This is a genomic window from Actibacterium sp. XHP0104 (genome assembly GCF_025751515.1).
Taxonomy (GTDB): Bacteria; Pseudomonadota; Alphaproteobacteria; order Rhodobacterales; family Rhodobacteraceae; genus Actibacterium_D.
Window position 1 is genome coordinate 122119 of the sequence record NZ_JAOWLE010000002.1, and the last position, 19884, is coordinate 142002.

20 protein-coding genes are annotated in these 19884 nt (G+C 65.5%); 8 read left to right on the forward strand and 12 right to left on the reverse strand.

Features of this window, described 5'->3' with window-relative positions; all coding sequences use genetic code 11:
• The first annotated feature begins 160 nt into the window (after positions 1–160).
• A complete protein-coding gene (locus OE856_RS04950) occupies positions 161–1444 on the forward strand; it encodes a DUF3422 family protein (protein ID WP_263714946.1) in 1284 nt (427 codons plus the stop codon).
• On the opposite strand, the gene OE856_RS04955 is transcribed toward OE856_RS04950, so the two are convergent.
• Positions 1380–2459: a YeeE/YedE family protein gene (locus OE856_RS04955; protein ID WP_263714947.1), complete on the reverse strand. Its 1080-nt coding sequence runs from the start codon at positions 2457–2459 to the stop codon at positions 1380–1382. The two genes, OE856_RS04950 and OE856_RS04955, sit on opposite strands and share 65 nt — an antisense overlap.
• A gap of 313 nt (positions 2460–2772) precedes the next feature.
• On the opposite strand from OE856_RS04955, the gene OE856_RS04960 reads away from it, so the two are divergent.
• The 3 genes from OE856_RS04960 to OE856_RS04970 all read left to right on the forward strand — a co-directional run bounded on the left by OE856_RS04960 (position 2773) and on the right by OE856_RS04970 (position 5473).
• Positions 2773–3939, forward strand: a complete 1167-nt coding sequence (locus OE856_RS04960) for a M20 aminoacylase family protein (RefSeq protein WP_263714948.1) — start codon at positions 2773–2775, stop codon at positions 3937–3939.
• Positions 3940–4002: 63 nt separating this feature from the next.
• A complete protein-coding gene (locus tag OE856_RS04965; protein ID WP_263714949.1) occupies positions 4003–4743 on the forward strand; it encodes a glutamine amidotransferase in 741 nt (246 codons plus the stop codon).
• Between the two features lie 283 nt (positions 4744–5026).
• Positions 5027–5473 carry a hypothetical protein gene (locus OE856_RS04970; protein ID WP_263714950.1) on the forward strand — a complete coding sequence of 149 codons (447 nt, stop codon included), beginning with the start codon at positions 5027–5029 and terminating at the stop codon, positions 5471–5473.
• A 5-nt stretch (positions 5474–5478) separates the two neighbouring features.
• Here OE856_RS04970 and moaA read toward each other — a convergent pair whose 3' ends face one another.
• Genes moaA through glmU form a run of 5 tightly spaced genes read right to left on the reverse strand, consistent with a single transcriptional unit; the run spans position 5479 to position 10923 of the window.
• Positions 5479–6483 carry a GTP 3',8-cyclase MoaA gene (moaA, locus tag OE856_RS04975; protein ID WP_263714951.1) on the reverse strand — a complete coding sequence of 335 codons (1005 nt, stop codon included), beginning with the start codon at positions 6481–6483 and terminating at the stop codon, positions 5479–5481.
• 43 nt (positions 6484–6526) lie between these two features.
• Positions 6527–7201 (reverse strand): DNA alkylation repair protein, encoded by a 675-nt coding sequence (locus tag OE856_RS04980; RefSeq protein WP_263714952.1) that lies wholly within the window; start codon positions 7199–7201, stop codon positions 6527–6529.
• Positions 7198–7743 (reverse strand): pyridoxamine 5'-phosphate oxidase family protein, encoded by a 546-nt coding sequence (locus tag OE856_RS04985; RefSeq protein WP_263714953.1) that lies wholly within the window; start codon positions 7741–7743, stop codon positions 7198–7200. Before OE856_RS04985 ends, OE856_RS04980 begins: the two co-directional genes overlap by 4 nt.
• A 3-nt stretch (positions 7744–7746) precedes the next feature.
• Positions 7747–9564 carry a glutamine--fructose-6-phosphate transaminase (isomerizing) gene (gene glmS, locus OE856_RS04990; protein ID WP_263714954.1) on the reverse strand — a complete coding sequence of 606 codons (1818 nt, stop codon included), beginning with the start codon at positions 9562–9564 and terminating at the stop codon, positions 7747–7749.
• 3 nt (positions 9565–9567) lie between these two features.
• Positions 9568–10923, reverse strand: coding sequence for a bifunctional UDP-N-acetylglucosamine diphosphorylase/glucosamine-1-phosphate N-acetyltransferase GlmU (gene glmU / locus OE856_RS04995; RefSeq protein ID WP_263714955.1), 1356 nt, complete (start codon positions 10921–10923; stop codon positions 9568–9570).
• Positions 10924–11052: 129 nt separating this feature from the next.
• Between glmU and OE856_RS05000 the strand changes: the two genes are divergently transcribed.
• The 3 genes from OE856_RS05000 (at position 11053) to OE856_RS05010 (ending at position 13990) form a co-directional block, all read left to right on the forward strand.
• Positions 11053–11718 carry an HAD-IA family hydrolase gene (locus OE856_RS05000; protein WP_263714956.1) on the forward strand — a complete coding sequence of 222 codons (666 nt, stop codon included), beginning with the start codon at positions 11053–11055 and terminating at the stop codon, positions 11716–11718.
• Between the two features lie 141 nt (positions 11719–11859).
• On the forward strand, positions 11860–13059 hold the full coding sequence (locus OE856_RS05005) for a DegT/DnrJ/EryC1/StrS family aminotransferase (RefSeq protein ID WP_263714957.1): 1200 nt from the start codon (positions 11860–11862) through the stop codon (positions 13057–13059).
• A 133-nt stretch (positions 13060–13192) separates the two neighbouring features.
• Positions 13193–13990: a DODA-type extradiol aromatic ring-opening family dioxygenase gene (locus tag OE856_RS05010; RefSeq protein ID WP_263714958.1), complete on the forward strand. Its 798-nt coding sequence runs from the start codon at positions 13193–13195 to the stop codon at positions 13988–13990.
• A gap of 4 nt (positions 13991–13994) precedes the next feature.
• Here the strand turns inward: OE856_RS05010 and OE856_RS05015 are convergent, their stop codons facing one another.
• Positions 13995–14870: a hypothetical protein gene (locus OE856_RS05015; protein WP_263714959.1), complete on the reverse strand. Its 876-nt coding sequence runs from the start codon at positions 14868–14870 to the stop codon at positions 13995–13997.
• A 125-nt stretch (positions 14871–14995) separates the two neighbouring features.
• On the opposite strand from OE856_RS05015, the gene OE856_RS05020 reads away from it, so the two are divergent.
• Positions 14996–16627, forward strand: coding sequence for an ABC transporter permease (locus OE856_RS05020; protein WP_263714960.1), 1632 nt, complete (start codon positions 14996–14998; stop codon positions 16625–16627).
• Here OE856_RS05020 and OE856_RS05025 read toward each other — a convergent pair.
• The 5 genes from OE856_RS05025 to hisH form a co-directional block, all read right to left on the reverse strand.
• Entirely contained in the window at positions 16624–16932 is a 309-nt protein-coding gene (locus OE856_RS05025; RefSeq protein WP_263714961.1) for a phosphoribosyl-ATP diphosphatase, read from the reverse strand. The two genes, OE856_RS05020 and OE856_RS05025, sit on opposite strands and share 4 nt — an antisense overlap.
• Entirely contained in the window at positions 16929–17690 is a 762-nt protein-coding gene (gene hisF, locus OE856_RS05030; RefSeq protein WP_263714962.1) for an imidazole glycerol phosphate synthase subunit HisF, read from the reverse strand. The genes OE856_RS05025 and hisF overlap by 4 nt, the downstream gene beginning before the upstream one ends.
• 98 nt (positions 17691–17788) lie before the next feature.
• Complete coding sequence (gene hisA, locus OE856_RS05035) at positions 17789–18511, reverse strand: 1-(5-phosphoribosyl)-5-[(5-phosphoribosylamino)methylideneamino]imidazole-4-carboxamide isomerase (protein WP_263714963.1); 723 nt, start codon at positions 18509–18511, stop codon at positions 17789–17791.
• Positions 18512–18575: 64 nt separating this feature from the next.
• Positions 18576–19244: an adenine nucleotide alpha hydrolase gene (locus tag OE856_RS05040; RefSeq protein WP_263714964.1), complete on the reverse strand. Its 669-nt coding sequence runs from the start codon at positions 19242–19244 to the stop codon at positions 18576–18578.
• Positions 19241–19879, reverse strand: coding sequence for an imidazole glycerol phosphate synthase subunit HisH (gene hisH / locus OE856_RS05045; protein ID WP_263714965.1), 639 nt, complete (start codon positions 19877–19879; stop codon positions 19241–19243). Before hisH ends, OE856_RS05040 begins: the two co-directional genes overlap by 4 nt.
• Positions 19880–19884 lie beyond the last annotated feature (5 nt).

Genomic DNA, 19884 nt, shown 5'->3' on the forward strand with positions numbered 1-19884 from the left:
TTTTTGTTTGCGTTGGTGTTGAGAACACAGGGGTTTTTAAGCGACTGCGCGACCTTGTGCACAACGGTATACCGCTAAGCTATGGAATTCATTGAATTTTTTCTTTTGCATTTGGGTAAAACTGGATTAATACCGCGGAATCACACTCACAGGGCCACCCATGACCGCTTTGACAGACCATCCGCTGCGTTATGACCTCTCGAACGAGCTGCACGCCCGTCCGTTCCCGTCGCTGACGCCGCCCTGCCGGGCGGCCTTCGTGGCCATCAAACGGGCGGAAAACGCCGCCAGCCGCGATCGTCAGGCCGACCGCGCGCATCTGATTGCGCTGCTCGACCGGTTCGGGGCACAGCACCCGCAACCGGACGCCACGCATTACTTTGGCCAGATCGGCCGCTATCGGCTCAAATGGGAAAGCCACACCGAATTCGTGACCTACACGATCTTTGCCGATGGGGTGGCCGAGCGGCCGTTCGATCATTCGGCCTTTGATGTCTTTCCCCAGGAATGGCTGGCCGAGGCGCCCGGCGTGCGCGTCACCTCGGCCCTGATCCGGGTCGAACAGCTGCCCGGCCAGCAGGATGTGGTCATTCGCAAACTGGCGGACTGGTTCGTACCGGAAAGCCTGGCCTGTTCCGAGGTGCTGGACCGCAACGCCCTGATTGCCAGCGATTTCCGCATCGATGCGGCTGGCCATGTGCGGTTCGCGCTGTTCGTGCCGCAGGGGACCGGGCCGCAGCGCGTGGGCCGCATTGTCCAGCGCCTGACCGAGATCGAGACCTACAAGACCATGGCCATGCTGGGCCTGCCGCGGGCGCGAGATCTGTCGCGCAAGATGGGCCGGATCGACCCCAAGCTGACCCGCCTGGTCGAGAACCTCACCACCGGCGATCACAGCCCCGAAGAGGCCCTGCACGAGCTGCTGAGCATCTCGGCCGAGCTGGAGCATCTGCAGGCTCAATCGGCCTTTCGCTTTGGGGCCACGGGCGCCTACGAGGCGCTGGTCACGCAACGGATCGAGGTCTTGCGCGAGGAACGGTTCGGCGGGCGCCAGACCTTCCGCGAATTCATGATGCGCCGCTATGACCCGGCCATGCGCACCGTCAAATCGACCGAGCGCCAGCTGCGTGCCATGACCGAACGCGCCGCCCGCGCGGCCGAGCTGCTGCGCACGCAGGTCGACGTGGCGCGCTCGGCCCAGAACCAGAAACTGCTGGAAAGCATGGACCGCCGCGCCGATCTGCAACTGCGGTTGCAGGAAACCGTCGAGGGGCTCTCGGTGGTGGCGATCAGCTATTACGCCGTCAGCCTGGTCGGCTATGCCGCCTATCCCCTGGCCGAGCCGCTTGGGCTCAGCAAGGGGTTGATGACGGCGATAATCACACCGGTTGTTGTGCTGCTTGTGTGGATGATGGTGCGGCGGATCCGGAAAGGCGTGCATTAAGCGCGCGGTCGGTGGCCCAGCCGCCCAGGCCGATTGCAGCCAGCGCCAGAATGGCCGACAGGCCCAGCGTCGGCACGCCCGACAGGCCCGCGCCCACGGTGCAGCCACCGGCCATCACGCCGCCCACACCCATCAGCACGGCACCCGCCAGGTAACGGCCGGTCTGAGCGGGGCTTTCAAAGCTCTGCCACTTGAACCGGCGGCCCAGCAGCGACGACACCAGCGCGCCACCCAGCACGCCGCCGAAAAGGCCGGTGCCGAACTTGGCACTGATCGAGGTCGCGGCCACGCTCCAGAACAGCGTATCGGCGGCGGGGGCGGTGAAGGCCAGGCTTTCAAAGGCGATCGGGTCGAAATCGTCATAGAGGACAAACCCGGTGCCGACCCAGCCCAGCGGAACCAGCAGGCCCAGGGCCGCGGCCAGGGCCAGCTTGCCGCGCGCGGCACCCGACCCGGCGATACCAGCCAGCGCCAGCGCCGCCACGATAGCCGTCCAGAACACCGCGCCACCGGGCAGGGCGGCCAGCGACGTCACATCACCTAGCGGCAGGGTCACCTCTGCCAGCGCCACGCGGGCAGGGGCCAGAACGCCCTTCATCGTCGCATGAGCGGCCAGCGCGAACACGATCAGCACCAGCACGGCACGCAGGTTGCCCGACCCGGCCAGAACCGTCAGCCGCGAGGCACAGCCGCGCGTCAGCACCATGCCGGCGCCAAACAGCAGCCCGCCCGCCACGATGGCCAGACCCGGCAGATCGCCCGCCAGAAAGCGGTGGTCGTCAAACGCGATCAGCCCGGCCGCCACGGCGCCTTGGGTGCCGATCAACGCCGTCACCAGCGCGGCCAGCCAGATACCGCCGGCGCGCTTGCGCTCGGCCACGGGACCGGTCACGGCGCGACGGAAACAAAACCCCGTGACCTCGGCCAGCAGGCCAAAGGCCAACCCCAGCAGCAGGCCCAGCCAGATGGCGGCCTGCGGGGCAGTCAGATTTTCAAAGCCAAGGGTCTCGAACATGGCAGCGTCCTCGCGCGCGAAAGAATTTTGTCCCATCTGGGGCCGAATCGCGGATGAATCAAGTTATGCGAATGCGTATTGGGCGCCTCGAGCAGAACGATTTCCTGCCATAACCGGTTGGCGTGGTCTCGTGTCTTGCCCTCCGGGGGCTGGGGGCAACGCTGGTGGTCGAATTTCCCGCCACGGCGTCGGGCCGTCCTTATTAGCGCGATCCGCGCCAGGAGGCGCCGAACAGGCCAATCCGATGGTGCTTGACCTTGCGGGCGCGGGCGATCACCCTGTGCGGCGGAACACGTCAAGGAATACCCCCCAAATGCCGGTCAGGAACCGCTTTGCCGAGCTGCACGATGAAATCACCGCCTGGAGGCATGATTTCCACACCCATCCCGAACTGATGTTCGACACTCACCGTACGGCGGCCCGCGTGGCCGCGCTGTTGACGGCGATGGGATGTGACGAAGTGGCCACCGGCATCGGGCGCACCGGCGTCGTGGGGGTGATCCACGGGCGCAATGGCGCCTCGGGCAAGGTGATCGGCCTGCGTGCCGACATGGATGCGTTGCCCATCACCGAGGCCACCGGCGCGGCCTATGCCTCGTCCGAGCCGGGCAAGATGCATGCCTGCGGCCATGACGGCCATAGCTCGATGCTGCTGGGCGCGGCGAAATACCTGGCCGAAACCCGTAATTTCGACGGCACCGCCGTGGTGATCTTTCAGCCCGCCGAAGAGGGCGGCGGCGGCGGACGCGAGATGGTCGAGGACGGGCTGATGGACCGGTTCGGCATCGACGAGGTCTATGCCCTGCACAACCTGCCGGGCCTGCCCGTGGGGCAGTTCGCCATTCGCCCCGGCGCGATCATGGCCGCGGCGGATGAATTCCACATCACCGTCACCGGACGGGGCGGCCATGCCGCCAAGCCGCAGGCGACGGTCGATACCACGCTGGTGGCCAGCCATATCGTGGTGGCGCTGCAATCCATCGTCAGCCGCAACACCGACCCCCTGCGCGAGGCCGTCCTGACGGTCAGCGCCTTTCACACCGACAGCACCGCCTATAACGTCATCCCGCAAACCGCGGTCTTGCGCGGCACCGTCCGCAGCATGGACGAGACCACCCGCGACCTGATCGTCAAGCGCCTGCATGAGGTCGCCCAGGGCATCGCCGCCAGTTTCGGCGCCCGTGCCGAGGTGAGTTACAACTACGGCTATCCGGTCACGGTGAACGCGTCTGAGCAGACCGAATTCGCCGCCGAGGTGGCACGCGGGGTGGCTGGTGAGATCGACACCGAGGCCGACCCGATGATGGCCGCCGAGGATTTCAGCTATATGCTGAACGCGCGGCCCGGCGCCTATATCTTCCTGGGCAATGGCGACAGCGCGATGCTGCACCATCCCGAATATGATTTCGCCGATGAGGCCATTCCCTATGGGTGCAGCTGGTTCGCCAGTCTGATCGAGCAGCGCATGCCGCTGGGCTGACGCGACATCGGGCCACGCAATCTGGGGCTTTATCCCGTGCCCGCGCGCCGCTAAGACAGCGCCATGAAACCGTTTCTGATCCTGCAATTGCGCCCCGAGGCCGAGGCCTCGGATGACGAATACCAGGCCTTCCTGCGCAAGGGCGGGCTGGCCGAGGCCGACACCCATCGCATCCGGCTAGAGCGCGAGGATATCCCCGCCGATCTGAACCTCGACGACTATTCCGGCGTGATTGTCGGCGGCGGTCCGGGCTGCGTGTCGGATGACCCGGCCAAGAAAACCCCCGAAGAGGCCAAGATCGAGGCCGAGATCCTGGCGCTGATGCCGCAGATCACTGCGCGCGACATCCCCTTCATGGGCTGTTGCTATGGCATTGGCGTGCTGGCCCACCATCTGGGCGCAGAGGTGAGTAAGACCCAATATGGCGAACCGGTCGGCACCGCCGATTGCAGTGTCACGGATGCCGGCCGCGATGACCCGCTGCTGGCCGGTTTGCCGGGCCGGTTCGATGCTTTCGTGGGCCATAAAGAGGCGGTGCAAAACCTGCCCGAAGGCGCGGTGCACCTGCTGTCCTCGCCCACATGCCCCTATCAGATGATCCGCTACGGCCAGAACGTCTATGCCACCCAGTTTCACCCCGAGGCCGATGGCGACGGGTTCGAAACCCGGATCCGCATCTACAAGCACAAGGGCTATTTCCCGCCCGAAGAGGCCGACAGCCTGATCGCCATGTGCCGGGCCGCTGACGTGCATGTGCCCGAGCTGATCCTGCGCAATTTCGTGAAACGATACGTCACCGCCTGAGGTGCGGCTTGCCCGGGGAGTGTTCCGGCCCGTGGAGGGTGATCTCTGTTTCTGGCAATGGTCATTTCGCCCCCATCCCCAACTGGCAGAGCCGCCAGGCCTCTGACGCCGCCTGCCGCCCCACCCATGTCGCGGCGAAGGGGCAGGGTCGATGTGGGCTTTGACTATACGCGATACGAGAACTGACGCCGTGCGGCTTCGGCTGTTGCCCCGCAGGAAAAAATACCATTAGTTGAGCGTGGTGATAAAATATCGCCTTGTGGATTAACGGGAGTGGGAACTTATGCGTTTGATAAAAAGCTTGACCGTCGCATTGTGCGTTTTCGGCGTTGCTGGCTGCATGCAGGATACGGCAACAGGTGGCGGACAGCAGGCCAAGCGGCAGGTGCCGTGGGATGAGACATTCACCTCCTTCGGGCTAGCCTCTTCCACCGACCGCGAAGCGTATCTTGCACTTTACAAGGTCGTCGAGTTCGACGGTCAGTTAGAGCTGTGCGGCGTCAGCAAGATCAGCTCGAACCTTGATGCAGGCATCAAGCGTGAGCTGTTGCGCAACATACGTCTGACGGCCAATGGCAGGCCAGTTGCGAACGACATCAATTTTTTCACTCGCATCACTGCCCGCGACCACCCGAGACTGGTGCTGGCAACCTGCAAACCGATCAATCTGCAAGCGGGCCCGGATTACGAATTCGACCTCGTTCTGGGCAAGAGCAGTTTCGCAACCTGACCGGACTACCCGCCGGTGTGGCTCATGTGGCGGCTGACCTGGCCGTCGGCCTGTTGGCGGGAATAGTCGAAGTCATGGCCCTTGGGTTTCAGCCCGATCGCCTTGTGAATGGCCTCGATCAGCGCGCTGTCGTCTTCGCTGATGCGCAGGGGCGCGCGCAGGTCGGCCATGTCTTCCTGGCCCAGGCACAGGTATAGCTGCCCGGTGCAGGTCATGCGCACGCGGTTGCAGCTTTCGCAGAAATTATGCGACAGCGGCGTGATGAACCCGATCTTTTGCCCGGTTTCCTCAAGGCGCACATAGCGGGCCGGGCCGCCGGTGCGCTCGGCCAGATCGGTCAGCGTATAGCGCCCCGCCAGTTCCGCCCGCACATCCGCCAGTGACCAGTACTGGCCCACGCGGTCCTCGTTGCCCAGATCGCCCATCGGCATGACCTCGATAAAGGTCAGGTCCATGTCGCGCTCGGCGCACCATTCGGCGATGCGGAACAGCTCGTCCTCGTTGAAATCCTTCAGCGCCACGACGTTGATCTTGACCCGCAGACCCGCCGCTTGGGCCGCATCAATCCCGCGCAGCACCTGCGGCAGGCGGCCCCAGCGGGTGATACGGGCGAATTTCTCGTCATCCAGCGTATCCAGCGACACGTTCACCCGCCGCACCCCGGCGGCATAAAGATCGGCCGCATAGCGTTCCAGCTGTGATCCGTTGGTGGTCAGCGTCAGCTCTTTCAACGCGCCGCTGTCCAGATGCCGCGACATGGCGTCAAAGAACGTCATGATCCCCTTGCGCACCAAAGGCTCGCCCCCGGTGATGCGCAGCTTTTCCACGCCCAGCCCGATAAAGGCGCTGCACATGCGGTCCAGCTCTTCCAGCGTCAAGAGTTCCGCCTTGGGCAGGAAGGTCATGTTTTCCGACATGCAATAGACGCAGCGAAAATCGCACCGGTCGGTGACCGATACCCGCAGGTAGGTGACCGCGCGTTGAAAGGGATCAATCAGCTGTGGAGTCATAGGACAAAGGTAAGCCCGCGCGCGCGGAACGGCAAGCGGCGGCCTACAGGTATTTCGCCGCTTCCTTGCGGGCAAAGGGTTTCATCCGGTCGCCATGGGCCGCGATAAAAGCGCGCACCCGATCGGCGTCATGCTTGGACAGGTCGCGCAGCCACCAGGCCACGGCTTTCTGGATGAACCACTGCCGGTCATCCACATAGGTGGCGGCCCAGCCCAGCACCCGCTCGCGGATCGCCAGATCGGCGGGCTTGGGCGTGTTCATCTTGGCCCAGGGCAGGGTGATCACCAGCGCGGCGCGGCGGGTCCACAGGTGGTCCGAGGTCGTCCAGTCCGCAACCTGGTCCACCCGCGCCGGGTCGGCCAGCAGGCGTTTCTGCCCGGCCATGCAGACATGATCGGCTATCGCCCAGCTGTCGAAATCGGGCACCCATCGGGTGATCAGATCCCACACCGCATCATCGGGCCGTATGCGCGCCTGGGTCAGCAGCTTGGCGGCGGCGATGCGGGCCTCGAAGATATCGGTGCCCCACAGCGCCTCGGCCAGCGCCACGCGCTGATCGACAGACAGCGCCTGCCGCCAGTCCTTGGTCAGATCATTCAGCGCCGGGTTGGGCACGCCCAGATAGACGCGCGTCGCCTTGTGATAGGCGGCCGCCCCATCGGCGCGGCCCGGCTCGATATGCTGGTGCAGCGCGTCCAGCGCCTCGTCCAGCGTCATTCGGGAACCGGAATGCCCGTCGGCGCGCCGTCGAGGGTTTCGCGATTTTTTTCCCAATAGGCGCGGACGCCCTCGGGGCCGCGTTTTTCGGCCCAGATTTGCAGCGTGTCGCGCTCGCCCACATGGTCGAAGAACGGCACCCCGAACCCGCAAGAGGTCTGCACCATCTCGACCGACATGTCGAAAATCTGCCGGGTGCCGATGAAACCCGGAAAATGCGCGGCCAGTTCGGCAAAACCCGCGTCATCCACATGCACGGTGCGCGCGGTGCCATAGGCCCGCATGATCATCGGTTGGGTCGTGAACGAGCACCACATCACCGTCATCCGGTTGGCCTGCAACAGATGGCCCGCGGTCTCATTGCCGCTGCCGGTCAGGTTCAGCCACAACAGGCGATTGGGGCCCAGAATGCGCAGGCTGTCCATCCCCTTGGGCGAGACATTCACCCGCCCCTCGGGCGCGGCGCTGCCCACGAAAAACATGTGCTGTTTCTCGATGAATGCGATGTGGTGGTCTTCGAAGGCGTCAAACTGTTTGGCCATAACTCACTCCACTGTGACGGATTTTGCCAGGTTGCGCGGCTGGTCGACATCGGTGCCCTTGGCCACGGCCGTGTGATAGGCCAGCAGCTGCGCGGGCAGGGCATAAAGCAGCGGCGCAAAGAGGTCGGGCACATCGGGCATCTGCAGCACGTGCCACACCCCGTCGCCGGCCGCCTGGGCGCCCTTGGCATCGGTGATCAGCAGCACCTGACCGCCGCGCGCCAGAACCTCTTGCATGTTCGAAACGGTCTTGTCGAACAGCCGGTCATGGGGTGCCAACACCACCACCGGCACATGTTCGTCGACCAGCGCGATCGGCCCGTGCTTCAGCTCGCCCGAGGCATAGCCTTCGGCATGGATGTAGCTGATTTCCTTAAGCTTCAGCGCGCCTTCCAGCGCCAGCGGATACATCGCGCCGCGGCCCAGGAACAGCACGTCGCGGGCCTCGGACAGCTTGCGCGCCACGCCGTGGATCTCATCCTCCAGCGCCAGCGCGCCGCTCATCAGCCCGGGCAGGGCGCGCAGATCGTTCAGATGGGCGGTGCGGGCGGTGGCATCCATCCGGCCCAGATCGCCCGCCGCCTTGATCGCCAGCAGCGCCAGAACCGCCAACTGGCAGGTGAACGCCTTGGTCGAGGCCACACCGACCTCGACCCCCGCCAGGATCGGCAGGGCAATGTCGCTTTCACGCGCGATCGAGCTTTCCGACACGTTCACGATCGACAGGATCGCATCGGCCTTACCCGCGCAATAGCGCAGCGCCGCCAGCGTGTCGGCGGTTTCGCCCGACTGGCTGACGAACACCGCCAGGGTGCGGCCGGGCAGGGGTGGCTCGCGGTAACGGAACTCGGACGCGACATCCAGATCGACGGGCAGGCCAGCCAGTTGCTCGAACCAGTATTTCGCGGTGTAGCAGGCCAAATAGGCCGTGCCGCAGGCCACCATGGTGATCCGGTCAAACCGGGTGAAATCCAGCCCCTCGGGCAGTTTCAGCGATAGGTCAGAACCCAGGTAATGCTGGATCGCGTCGCCCAGAACGGCGGGCTGCTCGGCGATTTCCTTGGCCATGAAATGCTTGTGACCGGCCTTTTCGATCCGGGCCTCGGCCATCTGGATGCGGCGGATCTCGCGGTTGGCGGGGCGGCCTTCGGCGTCAAAGATCTGGGCGCCTTCGCGCGTGATCTCGGCCCGGTCGCCCTCTTCCAGATAGGTGATCTGATCGGTCAGCGGCGCCAGTGCAATGGCATCCGACCCCACGAACATCTCGCCCACGCCCCAGCCGATGGCCAACGGGCTGCCCTTGCGGGCGGCGATCAGCAGATCCTCTTCGCCATCAAAGAGGAAACACAGCGCAAAGGCGCCCTCAAGCCGGGTCAGCGTCTTGGCGGCTGCATCGCGCGGGGCCAGGCCCTGATCGAGGTAATGCCGCGCCAGCAGGGCCACGGTTTCGGTGTCGGTCTCGGTCTCGCAGGTCAGACCAACCTCGGCCAGTTCCTCGCGCAGTTCGCGGAAATTCTCGATAATGCCGTTATGCACCACCGCCACCGGACCCGAGCGATGCGGATGCGCGTTGCCGACAGAGGGCGCACCATGGGTGGCCCAGCGGGTATGGCCGATGCCGGATTTGCCGGCCAGCGGGTCATGCACCAGCAGGTCGCTGAGATTGACCAGCTTGCCCACCGCGCGCCGCCGATCCAGCGTGCCATTGTTCACCGTCGCGATGCCAGCGCTGTCATAACCGCGATATTCCAGCCGCTTCAGCGCCTCGACCAGAATGGGCGCAACCTCGTGATCGCCCAGAACACCGACAATACCGCACATGAACTACTTTGCCTCTTTCTGCTTGCGCGCCTTCTGTGCCCGCAGCCTATCAAACATTTTCCGGGCAAGCCCCGGTTTATTATCCTGTCGCGTCCGGGCCACCGCCAGCGCGCCCTCGGGCACGTCGCTGGTGATGACCGAGCCCGAGGCCGTCATCGCCTCGTCCCCCACCGTCACGGGCGCCACCAGCATGGTGTTCGAGCCGATAAAGGCCCGCGCCCCGATGGCGGTGTGGTGCTTGAACACCCCGTCATAATTGCAGGTGATCGTACCCGCGCCGATATTGGTGGCCTCGCCCACCGATGCGTCGCCAATATAGCTGAGGTGGTTGACCTTGGCGCCCTGGTCCAGCGTGGCGTTCTTGATCTCGACGAAATTGCCGACATGCACGTTTTCCGACAACTCGGCACCGGGGCGCAGGCGGGCATAGGGGCCGACGGTCGCCCCGCGCGAGACGTGACAGCCCTCCAGATGCGAAAACGCCCGGATGCGCGCGCCGCTTTCCACGGTGACCTCCGGGCCGAAGACGACGTTCTGCTCGATCACCGAGTCGCGGCCGATATAGGTGTCATGGCTGAAATGCACGGTCTCGGGGGCGATCAGCGTGACGCCGTTGTCCAGCGCCTCGGCGCGTTTGAAAGCCTGAAAGATGGCTTCGGCCGCGGCCAGTTCAGTGCGGGTGTTGATGCCCAAGGTCTCGGCCTCGGGGCAGGTGACGGCGGTGGCCGACAGCCCGCGCGCATTGGCCAGACCGACGATGTCGGTGAGGTAATATTCGCCCGAGGCATTGTCGTTGCCGACCGCGTCGATCAGGCTGAAGAGTGTATCGGCGTCAGCACAGATAACGCCTGAATTACAAAGTGTTATCGCCCGTTCTTCGGGAGAGGCGTCCTTGAATTCCACGATCCGGTCAAGCCGCGCGCCATCCATCACAAGCCGCCCATAGCGGCCCGGATCGCCGGCCTCAAACCCCAGCACCACCACCGCGTGATCGCGCCGGGCCTCGGCCATGGCCATCAGCGTCTCAGCCCGGATAAAGGGCGTGTCGCCATAAAGAACGAACACATCGCCCGCAAACCCGTCCAGCGCCGCGCGCGCCTGGGCCACGGCATGGGCGGTGCCCAGCTGTTCGGATTGCTCGGCGATGGCGATTGTGTCGTCATAGTCAGCAGCGGCCGCGCGCACCGCGTCGGCCCCATGGCCCACCACCAGCACCGCGCGCGCGGGGTCCAGCGCGGCACCAGCGGCCAGCGCATGGGCGAAAAGCGGTGCGCCCCCCAGCGGGTGCAGCACCTTGGGCAGGTCCGAATTCATCCGGGTTCCCTGGCCCGCGGCCAGAACGATCAGCGCGGTCGACATGCGTGCAGCCCCTTTTCCTTTGGCTTTGCACCTTTTATCGGGGATATGGGCATTCGCAAGGGAAAGCCGATCAAAAGGCGTTACGCCAGATTTCAACCTGTCGGCAAAGTGTTGCCGGGAAAGGGTGCCATGCGCACGGTAATCTTCGATCTCGACGGCACGCTGGCCGACACCAGTGGCGACCTGATCGCCGCCGCCAATGCCTGTTTCCAGGGGCTGGGTCTGGGCACGCCGCTGGACCCGGTGCGGGATCAGTCCACGGCCTTTCACGGCGGGCGGGCGATGCTGCGCCTGGGGTTCGACCGCATCGGTCCCGGCTATGGCGAGGCCGATATCGACCGGCAGTTTCCGCTGCTGCTGGACGCCTATGACGCCGAGATCGACCGGCACACGGTTCTGTATCCGGGGGTGATGGACGCGATCGAGGCCCTGCGGCGCGAGGGCACGGCGGTTGGTATCTGCACCAACAAGCCCGAATACCTGGCCGAAAAGCTGTTGCAGCGGCTGGGGGTGCGGGATGTGTTCGCCTCGCTGGTGGGGGCCGATACCCTGCCGCAGCGCAAGCCCGACCCGACGCCCTATCGCGCGGCGGTCGAGCGCGCGGGCGGGATCTTTGAGCGCTCGGTGCTGATTGGAGACACGGTCACCGACCGCGACACCGCACGCAATGCGGGGGTGCCTTGTGTGCTGGTCACCTTTGGCCCCGAGGGGCGCGCGGTGGCCGATCTGGCGCCTGAGGCGCTGTTGGATCACTACGACGATCTGGGGCGGGTTGTGGGCCTGCTGTTACCCTGAGCAGGATGAGCGCCTGCGGCGCGGTCTGGTCCTCGCGGCCCCGGGGGGCCGCTCAGGCGCCTCCGGCGGAGGTATTTGTACCAAGATGAAGGGGGCAGTTCACGCTTGCGCGCGGGTTGGCGGATCGGACAAGGTGGGCGCATGAGCGAGCGGTTCACAGGCAGTTTCACACAGCAGGAGCCGATCCCCGACGAGGGGATCGCGGCGGCGCTGGAGGTCATGCGGCACGGGCGGTTGCATCGCTATAACCTGGCCGATGGAGAGGCGGGCGAGGTCGCGCTGTTGGAGTGCGAATTCGCGGCGTTCACCGGGGCGCGCTATTGCCTGGCGGTGGCGTCGGGCGGTTATGCTTTGGGCTGCGCCTTGCGGGCGCTTGGGGTTGGTGCCGGCGACAGGGTGTTGACCAACGCGTTCACCCTGGCGCCGGTGCCGGGGGCGATCGCCAGTGTCGGCGCCGTGCCGGTGTTCGTCGAGGTGACCGAGGATCTGGTGATCGATCTGGCGCATCTGGAGCGCGCGATCGCGCAGAGCGGGGCGCGGGTTCTGCTGCTGAGCCACATGCGCGGGCATATCTGCGACATGGAGGCGCTGATGGCGCTGTGCGATGGCGCGGGCGTGCGAGTGATCGAGGATTGCGCCCACACGATGGGGGCTCGCTGGGGGGATGTGCCATCGGGGCGGCACGGGGTGATCGGCTGTTATTCGACCCAGACCTACAAGCATATGAACTCGGGCGAGGGCGGGCTGCTGGTGTCGGATGATGCCGAGGTGATGGCGCGGGCCATTCTGCTGTCGGGGTCTTACATGCTGTATGACCGGCATCTGGCCGCGCCGGGCCCCGAGGCGTTCGAGGGGTTGCGGCTGGATGTGCCGAACATATCGGGGCGGATGGACAATCTGCGCGCGGCCATCCTGCGGCCGCAGTTGCGGGCGTTGCCGGGCCAGGTGGCACGGTGGAATGCGCTTTATGCGGTGGTCGAGGAGGGGTTGCGCGATCTGCCCGGTCTGCGCCTGATCGCGCGGCCTGGTGCCGAGGCATTCGTGGGGTCGTCGTTTCAGTTTTTGCTGCCAGACTGGCCTGCGGGGCGGGTGCGCGATCTGTTGGCGCGCTGTGCCGCGCGCGGGGTCGAACTGAAATGGTTCGGGGCCGAAGATCCGGTCGGGTTCACCTCGCGCTATGCGCATTGGCGCTATGCCGCGCCGCCCGAGTTGCCGCAGACCGACCGGGTGCTGGCGGGGCTGATCGACATGCGGTTGCCGCTGACATTTTCCGCGGAGGACTGCGCCTTGATCGCGCGGATCATCCGGGCCGAGGTTGGCGCAGCGTGGCAGGCGGGTTGATGCTGTTCCTTGTGCGTCATTGCGCAGTCATGCCATGACATCTTTGATTTTCGCACATATGCTGTTCACGCCCGCGCGTTGACCGAAACCGCGGCAAGGCGCACATTCCGGGCAACAAAACCGGAGACCCATCATGTCCAGATTGCCGACCTATTTCATCTCGCACGGGGGCGGGCCGTGGCCCTGGATTCCCGATATGCGCAAGATGTTCGTCAACCTCGAGGCCTCGCTGGCGCGGATGCCTGAAGAGATCGGCGAAATCCCCAAGGCCATTCTGATGGTATCGGGTCACTGGGAGGCCCCCGAATTCGCGGTAATGAGCAGCCCGAAACCGCCGATGGTCTATGACTATTCCGGCTTTCCGGCCCATACCTATGACATCACCTATCCCGCGCCCGGCGCGCCCGATCTGGCGCAACGCACCGCCGATCTGTTGGCGCAGGCGGGGCTGCCCACGCGGCTGGACGCGGCGCAGGGCTTTGACCACGGCACCTTTGTGCCAGCCTATATCATGTATCCCGAGGCCAATGTGCCGGTCTACCAGGTGTCGTTGCAGCACGGCTATGACCCGCAGGCGCATTTCGCGCTGGGCCGGGCGCTGGCGCCGTTGCGGGACGAGGGCGTGCTGATTGTCGGATCGGGGCTGAGCTATCACAACCTGCGCCTGTTCGGCCCCGGTGCCAAGGATCCCTCGACCGCGTTTGATACGTGGCTGCAAGAGGTTCTGGCCCGCGACCCCGAGGCCCGCACACAGGCCCTGTTGAACTGGGAAGAGGCCCCCTATGCGCGGGTCTGCCACCGCGAAGAAGACCACCTGGTGCCGCTGTTCGCCGCACTGGGCGCCGCCGAGGGCGCACGCGCCACGCAGGTCTATCATGACGAGGGCCTGTTTGGCGGGGTCACCGCATCCAGCTATCGGTTCGACGGCTGAACGGTCAGGGCGTGATGAAGGTCACGCCCGGCATCCGCTCGATCTCGAACAGGTCTTCCTCGTAAAGCTCGGTGATGTCCTCGACCAGGTCTTCGGTCCAGCCGGGCATGTCCAGCTCCATCTCGATCTCGTCGGTCAGGGCGTATTTGTCCAGAAAGGCCGCGATGACGCGACGGCGCTGGATCTCATTCTCGGGCGGGTGGCCGGCCAGATAGGCCTGCATCCGCTTGAACCCCTCTGGCGCCATCAGCGAGGCGACGAAATCGTCGATGCCATCCAGCATCGTCTGCGGCTCGTGCCCGGCCAGATCGGCGAGCAACTGCCCCCAGATCAGCGGCGTGTCCTCGTTGCTCCAGACGGTGATCTCGGCCTCGGGATTGGCCTCGCGCAGGTCGCGTACGACCTCTGACCAGCGCAACTCGCGCGGGTCGGCGCCATCCATGAAGGTCTCGAGCGAGGTTTCGCCCGAATTGTGGAACACGGTCGGCACAAAAGTCGCGGGGTTGCGGACCGCCAGGAAGAACTCGATCTGGGCCTGCGGAAACAGCTGCGCCAGGGCCAGGGCTTTTTGCCCCGCATCGGCATAAAGCCGACCGCCGCGCAACACCCGTGGCGGGATGCACAGGAAGGTCTGGTTGGAAAACACGACCCGCCCGGCATCGGTATCGTCGAGGATGCGATCCAGCATTTCCTCTTGCAGCGCCAGCGGCGCGGGCTGGCCGCGCAGCTTGTTCCGCGCCTCGCGCAAAAGCGCCCGATAGCGCCCCGGACCGGGCACCACGATGCCCTGATGCGCCAGTGTGTCGCGATTCTTGAGCAGGCATTTCAGCAGCCGATCCTCGTCTGTGAAATGCGCCCCAAGATGATAGACGACCTGCATTCGCCCCGTTTTCCCCCTATCGGTCTTTCCCCATGGATATACGAGGATTTCTGGACAGTAAAACGGCTTTGCTGTAACCCGGCCTCATGACCGAGCAAAACACTCAGATACCGGGCGCCCCGGCCATGCCCCGCCTGCTGCGCCAGCTGGCCAACCCGTGGTCGGTGGGGGCGGTGGTGATCGCCGCGCTGGTTCTGATGCCGATCCTGTCGGTGGTCTGGATGGCCGCCACGCCCGAGGCCAATATCTGGCCGCATCTCGTGTCGACCACCTTGCCGCGTTACCTGGAAAATACCGGGGTGATGATGGCGGCGGTGGCGCTGTTGTCGGCCTCGATGGGCACGGGCGCGGCCTGGCTGGTGACGATGTATCGCTTTCCGGGCGTGCGGGTGCTGGAATGGCTGCTGCTCTTGCCGCTGGCGATCCCGGCCTATGTGGGCGCCTATGCGCTGGTCGATTTCCTGGAATATGCGGGGCCGGTGCAAACCGCGCTGCGCGAGCTCTTTGGCTGGCAATCGGCGCGCGACTATTGGTTCCCCGAGATCCGGTCGCGCGGGGCTGCGGTGCTGGTGCTGTCGGCGGCGATGTACCCTTATGTCTACCTGCTGACCCGCGCCGCGTTCCGCGAACAGTCGGGCGGCGTGTACGAGGTTGCCCGCGCGCTGGGCGCCGGGCCGTTCGGGCGGTTCTTTCGCGTGGGCCTGCCGCTGGCGCGCCCGGCCATCGCGGCAGGCGCGGCCATCGTGATGATGGAAACCGTCAATGATTTCGGCGTGGTCGATTATTTCGCCGTGCAGACCCTGACCACCGGTATCTTCAGCGTCTGGCTAGAGGGCGGCAACGCCGGCGGCGCGGCGCAGATCGCGGTGGTGATCCTGGTGCTGATCCTTGCGCTGGTGGTGCTGGAAAAGATCAGCCGGCGGCGGATGAGGTTCTACAACCCCTCGCGCCACAGCCGCCCCGTGACGCGCATCAGACTGACCGGCCTGCCGGCGGTGCTGGCGGTGCTGGCCTGTGTCATCCCGTTCCTGATCGGCTTTGCCCTGCCGGTGGGCGTGATCCTGAGCCATGCGCTGGATGCCTCGGACGGCTGGCTGGCGCCGGGTCTGCTGGCGGCGCTGGGCAATACGGTGATGGTCGGCGGGATCGCGGCGCTGGCCACGGTGCTGGCGGCGCTGTTCCTGGTCTATGGCGTGCGCCTCAGCGGCCACGCGCTGCCGCGTCTGCTGATGCCCGCGACCACGATCGGCTATGCCGCGCCCGGCGCGGTGCTGGCGGTGGGGCTGCTGATCCCGATGGCGGCGGCCGACAACGCGCTGGCCGACATGATCGAGGCCGCCACCGGGGCCGATATCGGGCTGATCATGACCGGCTCGGCCTTTGCGGTGATCTTTGCCTATTGCGTGCGCTTTTTTGCCATTGCCCAGGGCGCGGCGGATGGGGCCATGGGCCGCGTCACGCCCAGCCTGCCGATGGCGGCGCGCTCGCTGGGCCGTACGGCGCGGGGCACGCTGCGTGCTGTTTACCTGCCGCTGATCCGGGGATCGGTCGGCACGGCGCTGTTGCTGGTCTTTGTCGATTGCGTCAAGGAACTGCCCGCCACGCTGCTGCTGCGGCCCTTCGGGTTCAACACACTGGCGACGCGGGTCTATGACAAGGCGTCGCTGGAAAACCTGTCCGACGCCTCGCCTGCGGCGCTGCTGGTGATCGGGGTGGGGTTGGTCGCGGTGCTGTTCCTGGCCCGCACCAGCCGCTAACGCGCGGCTTTCTCGGCAATGCCCGAGGTGCCCTGGCGGCGTTCCAGCTCGGCCAGCACATCCGACAGCGGCACGTCGCGCGCAGCCAGCATCACCAGCAGGTGATAGAGCACATCCGCGGCCTCGTAGGTCAGGTTCTCGCGATCATCCTTGACGGCGGCGATGATCGCCTCGATCGCCTCTTCCCCGAATTTCTCGGCGCATTTTTCCGGACCCTTGGCCAGCAGCTTGGCAGTCCAGCTGCTGTCGGGGTCGGCGGCTTTGCGGGCCTCTATCGTGGCGGCCAGTTGGTCGAGAATGCTCATGTCAGCCTCACGGGGATGCCGGCGGCGGCCATGTGTTGCTTGGCCTCGCCGATGGTGTAGGTGCCGAAATGGAAGATCGAGGCGGCCAGCACAGCGCTGGCATGGCCCTCGGTCACGCCTTCGACCAGGTGATCAAGCGTGCCCACGCCGCCAGAGGCAATGACCGGCACATCGACCGCATCGGCAATCGCGCGGGTCAAGGGCAGGTTGAACCCGGCCTTGGTGCCGTCGCGATCCATGCTGGTCAGCAGGATCTCGCCCGCGCCCTTGGAGACGACCAGTTTCGCGAATTCCACCGCGTCGATGCCGGTGGGCTTGCGCCCGCCATGGGTGAAGATTTCCCATTTGCCGGGGGCCACGGTCTTGGCGTCGATGGCGCAGACGATGCATTGGCTGCCGAACTGGTCGGCGGCCTCGGCGATCACGTCGGGATTGGCGACGGCGGCCGAGTTGAACGACACCTTGTCGGCGCCCGCCAGCAGCAGGGCGCGCACATCGTCCACAGTGCGCACGCCACCGCCCACGGTCAGCGGGATATAGCATTGCTCGGCCGTGCGGGTGACGAGATCGAACATCGTGCCACGGTTTTCATGGGTGGCGTGGATGTCGAGAAAGCACAGCTCGTCCGCGCCGGCGGCGTCATAGGCCTTGGCGGCCTCGACCGGGTCGCCGGCGTCGATCAGGTCGACGAAGTTCACGCCCTTGACCACGCGGCCATCGGCGACATCAAGGCAGGGGATGATGCGGATTTTCAGCATAGAAGCGTGTTACCTTTGATACGTGCCGTGGCGCAAGGGGGCGCTGCCCCCGTCGCCTGGGGCGACTCCCCCGAGGTATTGGTGCCAAGATGAAAGGGTCAGCCTTTCAGGATCGCCAGGGCCTCGGCCAGGTCGATGGCGCCGTCGTAAAGGGCGCGGCCCGAGATGGCACCGTCTAGCGGCGCGCCGCAGGCTTTCAGTGCGCGCAGGTCATCCAGCGAGCTGACGCCGCCCGAGGCGATCACGGGAATCGAGACCGCATGGGCCAGCGCGGCGGTTTCGGCCACGTTGGGGCCCTGCATCGCGCCGTCGCGGTTGATGTCGGTATAGATGATGGCCGAGACGCCGGCGTCCTCGAACGATTTGGCGAGGTCGGTGGCGGTGACGTTGGTTGCTTCGGCCCAGCCCTTGGTGGCGACCATGCCGTTGCGGGCGTCGATGCCCACGGCGACATGGCCGGGGAAGGTGCGGCAGGCCTGGCGCACAAGGTCGGGGTTTTCGACGGCGACGGTGCCAAGGATGACGCGGGTCAGGCCCTTGGAGAGCCACATTTCGATTGTGGCCATGTCGCGGATGCCGCCGCCCAGCTGGGCGGGGACGCTGACGGTTTTGAGGATCGCCTCGACCGCGGCGGCGTTGACGGGTTCGCCCGCGAAGGCGCCGTTGAGGTCAACCAAGTGCAGCCATTCGCAGCCCGCGTCCTGGAACGCCTTGGCCTGGGCGGCGGGGTTGTCGTTGAACACCGTGGCCTGATCCATTTCGCCTTTGTAGAGGCGCACGCAATTGCCGTCTTTGAGGTCGATGGCGGGGTAGAGGATCATGGTCGGTCTCCGATGGTTGCTTGGGCGTCGTTATGCATCTTGGGGCGCGGAATGCAATGCGGGCCTAGCAGGGGATGAGGTCGGCATAGGCGAAACCGTCGCGGGTGGTGGTTTCGCCGGTTTGCACCGGGATGGGGGCGTCAAAGATCGGGCCGGCCACGACGGCGGTGTGGAATTCGCCGTTTTCGCCGCAGGGGTCGATGCCGGGGGGCAGGTCGGCCAGGAAGCTTTCGTCGAATTTGCGGCCCGCGAATGAGGCGTCGAGCTTGGCGAGGTCGACAGTGACGATGCGGGTGTCAAAGCCCTGGGCGATCATCTCGCGGGCAAGAGCGGCCGTGTCGCGGCCCCAGAGCGGAAAGAGCGGGGTGATGCCGGTGCCGGCCAGTTTGGCCTCGCGATACTGGCGCACGTCTTCGAGAAAGAGATCGCCAAAGATCATATGGGTGATGCCGTGCGATTTCAGCTGGGCCACGGCGGTTTCCATCCGCGCCTCATAGTCGGCGTTGCTGCACGGCCAGGGCAGGGGCACGGTGATCTGTTCCAGCCCCATCGCGGCCACCTGCCGGGTCAGCAATTCGTTGCGGGTGCCGTGCATGGCGACGGTGCCGGTGGCGTCATGGGTGGTGGTCAGCGCGGCCACCACATCGGCCAGGCCCTGGCGGCGCGTCTCATGCAAGGCAAAGGCGCAATCCTTGCCCGATGACCAGGACAGGGCCGCGCGGGGCGCGCTCACGGGCGCCAGGTCAGGAAATTGCCGAGGATGCGCAGGCCGACGGCCTGGCTTTTCTCGGGGTGGAACTGGGCGCCGACCATGTTGTCGCGGCCGACGATGGCGGTGATCTTGCCGCCGTAATCGCAATGAGCGACCAGATGGGCGGGGTCGGCCACCTTGAAGTGGTAGGAATGCACGAAATAGGCGTGGTCGCCCGTCGATACGCCATCCAGCACCGGGTGCGGGTTGTCGATCACCAGATCGTTCCAGCCCATATGCGGCACTTTCAGCGTGTCGTCGCTGGGGGTGATTTTCACCACCTCGCCGCCGATCCAGTCGAAACCGGGGGTCGGTTCATATTCCAGCCCGCGCGTGGCCAGCATCTGCATGCCGATGCAGATGCCCATGAAGGGCTGGCCGTTTCGGATCACCACCTCTTCGATGGCTTCGAACACGCCGCGATGGTCAAAGAGTTCCTTGCGGCAGGCCGGGAAGGCGCCGTCGCCGGGCAGGACCACGCGGTCGGCCTTGCGGATGGTGTCGGGTTCCGAGGTGACGATCACGTCGCCCGCGTTCAGCTCGCGGGCGACGCGCTCAAAAGCCTTTTGCGCCGAGTGCAGGTTGCCTGACTCGTAATCGACAATCGCGGTCAGCATGCCGG

Coding starts and splice junctions, on each gene's coding strand:
- glmS (WP_263714954.1), bottom strand. CDS start 9,564: ATGTGCGGTATTGTCGGTGTTCTGGGCGATCACGAGGTTGCGCCCATT.
- moaA (WP_263714951.1), bottom strand. CDS start 6,483: ATGACTCCACAGCTGATTGATCCCTTTCAACGCGCGGTCACCTACCTG.
- OE856_RS04970 (WP_263714950.1), top strand. CDS start 5,027: ATGCGTTTGATAAAAAGCTTGACCGTCGCATTGTGCGTTTTCGGCGTT.
- OE856_RS05000 (WP_263714956.1), top strand. CDS start 11,053: ATGCGCACGGTAATCTTCGATCTCGACGGCACGCTGGCCGACACCAGT.
- OE856_RS04985 (WP_263714953.1), bottom strand. CDS start 7,743: ATGGCCAAACAGTTTGACGCCTTCGAAGACCACCACATCGCATTCATC.
- OE856_RS05015 (WP_263714959.1), bottom strand. CDS start 14,870: ATGCAGGTCGTCTATCATCTTGGGGCGCATTTCACAGACGAGGATCGG.
- hisH (WP_263714965.1), bottom strand. CDS start 19,879: ATGCTGACCGCGATTGTCGATTACGAGTCAGGCAACCTGCACTCGGCG.
- hisF (WP_263714962.1), bottom strand. CDS start 17,690: ATGCTGAAAATCCGCATCATCCCCTGCCTTGATGTCGCCGATGGCCGC.
- glmU (WP_263714955.1), bottom strand. CDS start 10,923: ATGTCGACCGCGCTGATCGTTCTGGCCGCGGGCCAGGGAACCCGGATG.
- OE856_RS05010 (WP_263714958.1), top strand. CDS start 13,193: ATGTCCAGATTGCCGACCTATTTCATCTCGCACGGGGGCGGGCCGTGG.
- hisA (WP_263714963.1), bottom strand. CDS start 18,511: ATGATCCTCTACCCCGCCATCGACCTCAAAGACGGCAATTGCGTGCGC.
- OE856_RS04950 (WP_263714946.1), top strand. CDS start 161: ATGACCGCTTTGACAGACCATCCGCTGCGTTATGACCTCTCGAACGAG.
- OE856_RS04965 (WP_263714949.1), top strand. CDS start 4,003: ATGAAACCGTTTCTGATCCTGCAATTGCGCCCCGAGGCCGAGGCCTCG.
- OE856_RS04980 (WP_263714952.1), bottom strand. CDS start 7,201: ATGACGCTGGACGAGGCGCTGGACGCGCTGCACCAGCATATCGAGCCG.
- OE856_RS04955 (WP_263714947.1), bottom strand. CDS start 2,459: ATGTTCGAGACCCTTGGCTTTGAAAATCTGACTGCCCCGCAGGCCGCC.
- OE856_RS04960 (WP_263714948.1), top strand. CDS start 2,773: ATGCCGGTCAGGAACCGCTTTGCCGAGCTGCACGATGAAATCACCGCC.
- OE856_RS05020 (WP_263714960.1), top strand. CDS start 14,996: ATGCCCCGCCTGCTGCGCCAGCTGGCCAACCCGTGGTCGGTGGGGGCG.
- OE856_RS05005 (WP_263714957.1), top strand. CDS start 11,860: ATGAGCGAGCGGTTCACAGGCAGTTTCACACAGCAGGAGCCGATCCCC.
- OE856_RS05025 (WP_263714961.1), bottom strand. CDS start 16,932: ATGAGCATTCTCGACCAACTGGCCGCCACGATAGAGGCCCGCAAAGCC.